Genomic DNA, 6679 nt, shown 5'->3' with positions numbered 1-6679 from the left:
GTTGAAAGGATTGAGACAGGCAGACCTTCCGAGAGAGGCACAAACGGAAATGCAGGTTTTGTTAAAGGGAACGGAGTAATGAGAGGTCAAGGAAACGGCACCTGCATTAATACCCAAACCAATCCATAAATTTTTGCTAAATAAAAAATATGAGGCAGGCAATAGCCTGCCTTTATCAATTTTAATCCCTTATTAAGATACCTCAATTATATATGGGGGAATAGGAAAAAGAATTCCACTTGTTTGTAGGTAGATTCTGTATGAGCCCTTGTTTGCCTCATCATCAATTTGTATTGGTCCAAGAATTATTTGTGAATTTTCCTCGGGAAATTTTGAATTTTCAGTTTTTATAAGGGCAAAATGTCTTATTTTAAATGTTGTTACATCATCTCCTGAATAGAAGACTGTCTCAAAACTATAAGGATATTTAGGAGTGTTTGGTTCTGGGTACATAATGAAACTTACTTCACCTATATTTCCAAGTGCTTTAGGTGCATTTAAATCGAAAACCAATTCAACTTCTTCACCTCTTTTTACCTTGTTTGGTATAGCAATCTTTATGTTTTTAAATAGTTCTGGGTTTGTTTCAACATAGTTTGCAATAAGAGAGTCGGTTTCAAAAGACTTTGAGAGTTTATATCCGTCGTTTCTTTTAATGAGGTAAAAAATCATAAATGTATCTTTCTCTCTTTCAAGAACTCCAAGTTCAGCGCTTTTTTGAGTTGGCTTTAGGTGTATCTGTGTTACAATTTCGACTTCATCAGGACTATTCCCTAAGTTAACAGGTTCGCTGATGCTTTCTAAATTCACCACGACAAATTTGTCTTTAATCTTTGAATTTGTAAGTTGTTCTATTAAGCTTATTCCAGGCCAAACAATTGCAAGCTTTGAATCAACAAGAGTAAGAGTTTTTTCATAATTTGCATCGTTTATTAAATTTATGTAGGCTTTAACTACACTTTTTGCGTTGAATTTGTCGAATTTCTCCTCATTTGATACACTTTTTCCACAAGAGGCAAATAGTACTAAAGCTATTATTAATAGGATTAATATCTTTTTCATCTTCCACCTCCAACTACATTATATTGCAAAAAAACCTTTACAAAAAATTTTTCAAAAAGTCTTTTATATCATATAATAGGTTAGTTTCTATATTTGAGGTTTTTAGGTGAAAAATGGATGAACGAACTCACTCTGGATTGACTGCTGTAAAAATTGCAATGGCAGTTAATACCTTTCTTGCCATATTGAAAGTTCTTTTGGGTGTTATTGCAAATTCCATTGCACTTATTGGAGATGGACTTGATACAACAGTCGATGTTGTAAAGAACATTATCGTATACAAAGGTACACAAATTGCTTCACGCCCGCCGGATTTTGATCATCCCTATGGACATGGTAGGGCAGAGACTATTTCATCAAGTATAATTGGCATTTCTGTTGTCCTCGCAGGTGCATTCGTCATATATGAGGCAATTGCTCGCTTTGGTAAAACTGAGGCACTTGATATCCTTATGATGATCGGTGCTACGATTAGCATCGTAGGGAAAATATTTTTGTCTGCATATATGAACATTGTTGGAAAAAGAATTTCAAACCAGGCACTTATTGCAAATGCAAAAGATTATTTTGGCGATATTCTTTCATCCATCTCGGTTCTTCTTGGAGGAATTCTTATAAGATTTACAGGTAAAAGTTATTTTGATAGCATTGCATCGTTTTTCGTTGCGATAATAATCATTTATATGGGTTACGATATTTTGAAACCTGTCATTTCAGAGATAATGGAAGAAACTGACGAAAGTATTGCTGATGAAGTTCAGAAAATTATTTCCAGTTTTGATAGCGTTTGCAATCCACATCAAATTAGAGTAAGAAAATTTGGGTCTTACTATGTTATTGACCTTCACCTTGAATTTCCAAAAGATATGAGCGTAGGTGATGCACATTCAATTGCAACTGAAATAGAAGAAACTATCAAAAAGAACATAAAGAACATATCGGAAGTAATCATTAATATTGAGCCGTGTAGCAAACTTTAAAAATTTGAAACAATCTACAAGTTTTGCTCTTGACAAAAATTAAAATTGTTTAATAATTATGTAAAAGGCTTCGACCTTGGGTGTCCCTCTGGGATGACAAGGCGATAGGGTTTGAAGAGCAATCTTCAAGCCTGCCTTCTTTGCAAAGAAGCCCAAATTGGGCTTCTTATTTTTTTTAAAAAAATTTTAAAGGAGGTGCTTTATGTTAGGTGGCTACATGGGTAAGATTTTAAGGGTTAACCTCTCAACAAAGGAGGTTAAGGTAGAACCAATTAACGAAGAACTTGCAAGGAAATTCATCGGTGCAAGAGGCTATGCTGCAAAGATTATCTTTGATGAAGTCCCAAGAAATGCAGATCCACTTGGTCCGGAAAATAAATTGATTTTTGCAACAGGTCCTCTTACTCTTACTACAGCACCAACAGGTGGTCGTTACGATGTTGTAACCAAATCACCATTGAATAATGTAATTGCAGCATCAAACTCTGGGGGATTTTTTGGTCCTGAATTAAAGAAAGCTGGTTTTGATATGCTCATTGTTGAGGGAAAATCCGATAAACCTGTTTACCTTTGGATTAATGACGGAAAAGTTGAAATTAGAGATGCGTCTCACCTTTGGGGGAAGGATACCTATGAGACAACAGATATGCTCCTTGAAGAGGTTTCCGATAAAACTGCAAAGGTTGCATGCATTGGCCCTGCAGGGGAAAAACTTTCGATGCAAGCATGCATAATTAACGACAAGGCAAGGGCTGCAGGAAGAACTGGTGTTGGTGCAGTTATGGGATCTAAGATGCTAAAGGCAGTTGTTGCAAAAGGAACTGGAAGAGCCCCTATTGCAGATAACGAGGCATTTAAAGAGGCATTGCGAGTTGCTATGGATAAAATTAAAACAAATGGTGTAACTTCGCAAGGGCTTCCAACATATGGAACAATGGTTTTAAACCATATTATTGATGAGCATGGATTGTATCCTACAAACAACTTCCAAAAAGGTACATTTGAATATGTTGATGAAGTTTCTGGAGAAAAACTCAAAGAAACATATCTTATAAGAAATAAGGCTTGTTTTGCATGTCCAATAGGTTGTGGTCGTGTTGTAAAGATTCCTGAAATCGAAGAAGAAGTGGAAGGTCCAGAATATGAAACAAGCTGGGCATTCAGTGCTGATTGTGGCGTAAGCGACCTTAAAGCAGTTATTACTGCAAACCATCTATGTAATAAACTTGGGCTTGATACAATTGCAACAGGTGCAACAATTGCAGCTCTTATGGAACTTTATGAGAAAGGGTATGTGCCAAAAGATCATATTGGCGAACTTCCAGAACCAAAGTTTGGAAATGCAGAAGCTATCGTTGAATATACAAAGGCAATTGGTTTAAGAAAAGGAATCGGAGATAAACTTGCAAAAGGTTCTTATGATTTTGCAACAGAGTATGGACATCCAGAACTTTCAATGAGTGTAAGGAAACAGGAACTCCCAGCATACGATCCAAGGGGTGCACAGGGGCATGCACTTGAATATGCAACGTCCAACCGTGGCGGATGCCATGTGAGAGGATATATGATTTCGCCCGAAATTTTAGGATTACCGGAGAAACTCGACCCATTTGCAACCGAAGGAAAGGCACAATGGGTTAAGATTTTCCAGGATCTTACGGCAGTAATTGATTCTGAAGGCTTATGCCTCTTTACATCATTTGCATTAGGATTACCTGAATATACAGCAATACTTAAGGCGGCAACAGGTTTTGACTATACAGAAGATGAGGTTATTAAAGCAGGTGAAAGGATATGGAATCTTGAAAGATTGTGGAATATAGATGTTGGTGTTGGACCTGAAGAAGATAAACTTCCTGAAAGATTCCTCAAAGAACCACTTCCTGAAGGTGCTGCGAAGGGACAGGTTGTTAAACTCCATATAACTCTTCCTGATTATTACAGAGTAAGAGGCTGGAGCGAAAAAGGAATTCCAACTGAAGAAAAGTTAAAAGAACTTGCTTTGAAATAGTCATTATAATCTTTATATGGGGGGTAAGCCCCCCAATTTTTTATATTAAGGAGAAATTATGGGACTACTTGAACTTAAATTTCAAGGATACACAGTTCAAATACCGGACGGGAGAGATATAAAGAAGGCTTATGTTGAAATAACTACTTTTTGTAATTTAAACTGTAAGATGTGTTTTAGAAGATTTTGGAAGGATAAAATTTTGGAAATGTCCCTATCAGATTATTTTAGAGTTCTTGATAACTTTAAGGATTTTCCACAACTTGAAACAGTATATCTTGGAGGAATTGGTGAACCTCTCGTGCATCCTGAAATTGTTGAAATTATTAAAGAGACCAAGAAAAGAGGTTATCATGTAGAGTTTGGTACAAACGGAACCCTTCTGAATAAATATGCAAAGGAACTTATAAATCTTGGTGTTGATAAAATTACAGTTTCAATTGATGCACCAGAAAAGGAAATATATATGGATATTCGAGGAACAGATTTTAATAGAGTTGAGGATAATGTCATGTACCTTCAATCCTTAAAAAAGGAACTTAAAAGGTCTAATCCAGAGATTTGGCTTGAAGTAGTTTTAATGAAAAGCAACATAAATATCGTAGAGAATCTTTTACCTCTTGCAGATAAATTAGGGATTACAACAATTCTTATGTCAAACCTTATGCCATTTTCAAAGGAACTTTCCAAAGAAATAATATATGATGGATCTTTTGATGATACTATTTTTATTGATAGGCTCAATACAAAAATAGGAAAATACAGACTTAGGATTATTTTTCCAAGATTTAAATTGCTAACCGAAAGAAAGTGCCAGTTTATTGAAAACAACTCAACCGTTATAGGTGTTGATATGGGTGTTTATCCATGTTATAGACTTCTTCACTCATATACAGAATATATCTACGGAAGAGAAAAATTTGTTAACAAATATTCTTTTGGATCGCTTAATGAAAAGAGCCTTTTTGAAATATGGAATTCCGATGAATACAAGAGATTTAGGTTTAATGTGAAGAATGCGCTTTTCCCTTCATGTACTGATTGTCCGCTTGAAAATGTATGCGATTTCTGTCTTACAAGCGATTCGGATTGCTATAATAATACGCCATCTTGTGCAGACTGTCTTTGGTATAGAGGTATCGTTCAATGTCCATAAACTGACTTTAAGTGGTAAAATAATACTTAGAGGTGATTAACAACGGGTATTAGAGATTGCCTTAGATTAAAAGATCCTGAAGAAGTTACAAATACAATAGTGAAATTCATAATGAAACAAGTTGAAAAACTCAATGCAAATGGTGTAATTTTCGGGCTTTCTGGAGGTATTGATTCTTCTCTTGTTGCATTTTTGCTTAGAAGGGCACTTCCAAACGACAAAATCCTTGCACTTTTTATGGGTGAGCGTGATACTCACCCACAGAGTTTAAAACATGCACGCATAGTTTCCGACGCCCTTCATATAGAACTAAAAGAAATAAATATAACTGGAATTCTTAAGGCTATAGGTGTTTATTCTCTTGAGCCACCTCCTTTGTTTATTCCACGCAAATTTCAAGAACGTTACACTATAAATAAATATTTACAAAATCAGGATGAAAAAGAAACCACCTTTTTGAAATCCCTCAAAGGTGGAGCGGGAAATATTGAGATAATGAAAGGTAATGCGTATTTACACACAAAGCACCGAATAAGAGCAGTACTGTTGTACTTTTATGGAGAACAAATGAACTACATTGTTGCAGGATGTTGCAACAAAACAGAAAAACTCACAGGATATTTTGTGAAATATGGAGATTCGGCATCAGACTTTGACCCTATTGCAGACTTATACAAAACTCAGGTAAGAGAGTTGTCGGAATTTTTGGGCGTGCCAAAAGAAATTATTGAAAAACCACCTTCGCCTGACCTTGCACCTGGTTTAACCGATGAGTTTGCACTACAAATGCCATACGAAAAGATTGATATGATACTCTATGCACTTGAGCACAATCTTGAAAGCGAACTCAAAAATGAAAATATAACTGAGAAAGAAATCGAATATATCAAGACTCTCAGGGAATTATCATCTCACATGAGGGAACTTCCACCATACCCAAAGATTGAAAATTAAGTAAGGTTAATTAAAAGCCAAAAAATTTAAGAGCATATGAGTAAGTTTTAACCAATATTTTATTGAATTTTTTATTTTTTCTTAATTTGATATATGATTCAGGTATTGACAAAAAATTTTTTCTATACGTGTTGCCTCACGTAATTTTCTATACGAAATATTATTTGGTTGCCTCATTTAAATTATATACGAAATTATTTTGAGATAAAGGAAAATCATTGGGTAATTTTACATCGGTTTTCTGTGTTTTTTTCGCTCTTTCTTTCATCTTTTTATCATATGCCCGTGAGAGTTCTTGGGTAATTTTATCTATTTGCCTTTTAAGTAAAAGAGGATTAAGTGTTTCATATGTTTTTCTAAGTTTCTCTTTTACTTCTTCTGATACTTTTTCAGATTCAAGAATCCTCTCATAAGGCGTCTTAGGTTTGTCGTACTTCTTCATCACCTTACTTCCAATTCTTGTTTTCTCTCTCAGTTTCATTGAAGGCAAGAAGAAGTTTGTGTAGAGTCTTAATA

5 protein-coding genes, 1 pseudogene and 1 riboswitch are annotated in these 6679 nt (G+C 35.1%); of the genes and pseudogenes, 4 read left to right on the top strand and 2 right to left on the bottom strand.

Going from position 1 to position 6679, the window contains the following annotated elements; all coding sequences use genetic code 11:
* Positions 1 to 192: 192 nt before the first annotated feature.
* On the bottom strand, positions 193 to 1062 hold the full coding sequence (locus ACP5SP_RS07200; protein ID WP_428076361.1) for a hypothetical protein: 870 nt from the start codon (positions 1060 to 1062) through the stop codon (positions 193 to 195).
* Between the two features lie 113 nt (positions 1063 to 1175).
* Here ACP5SP_RS07200 and ACP5SP_RS07195 point away from each other — a divergent pair, with 113 nt between their 5' ends.
* The 4 genes from ACP5SP_RS07195 to nadE all read left to right on the top strand — a co-directional run bounded on the left by ACP5SP_RS07195 (position 1176) and on the right by nadE (position 6163).
* Positions 1176 to 2042, top strand: coding sequence for a cation diffusion facilitator family transporter (locus tag ACP5SP_RS07195; protein WP_428076360.1), 867 nt, complete (start codon positions 1176 to 1178; stop codon positions 2040 to 2042).
* Between the two features lie 56 nt (positions 2043 to 2098).
* A riboswitch (molybdenum cofactor riboswitch) is annotated at positions 2099 to 2209 on the top strand.
* Positions 2210 to 2244: 35 nt separating this feature from the next.
* Positions 2245 to 4053: an aldehyde ferredoxin oxidoreductase family protein gene (locus tag ACP5SP_RS07190; protein WP_428067194.1), complete on the top strand. Its 1809-nt coding sequence runs from the start codon at positions 2245 to 2247 to the stop codon at positions 4051 to 4053.
* Positions 4054 to 4111: 58 nt separating this feature from the next.
* Positions 4112 to 5209: a tungsten cofactor oxidoreductase radical SAM maturase gene (locus ACP5SP_RS07185; protein WP_424587010.1), complete on the top strand. Its 1098-nt coding sequence runs from the start codon at positions 4112 to 4114 to the stop codon at positions 5207 to 5209.
* A gap of 99 nt (positions 5210 to 5308) precedes the next feature.
* A complete protein-coding gene (gene nadE, locus ACP5SP_RS07180; RefSeq protein WP_424606694.1) occupies positions 5309 to 6163 on the top strand; it encodes an NAD(+) synthase in 855 nt (284 codons plus the stop codon).
* Positions 6164 to 6323: 160 nt separating this feature from the next.
* Here the strand turns inward: nadE and ACP5SP_RS07175 are convergent.
* Positions 6324 to 6679: pseudogene (locus ACP5SP_RS07175) on the bottom strand (transposase); the annotation flags it as partial.

It is taken from the genome of Caldisericum sp. (assembly GCF_049967455.1).
Taxonomy (GTDB): domain Bacteria; phylum Caldisericota; class Caldisericia; order Caldisericales; family Caldisericaceae; genus Caldisericum; species Caldisericum exile_A.
The sequence above is the reverse complement of the archived record's forward strand: the minus strand, read 5'-3'. Positions and strand labels throughout refer to the sequence as shown.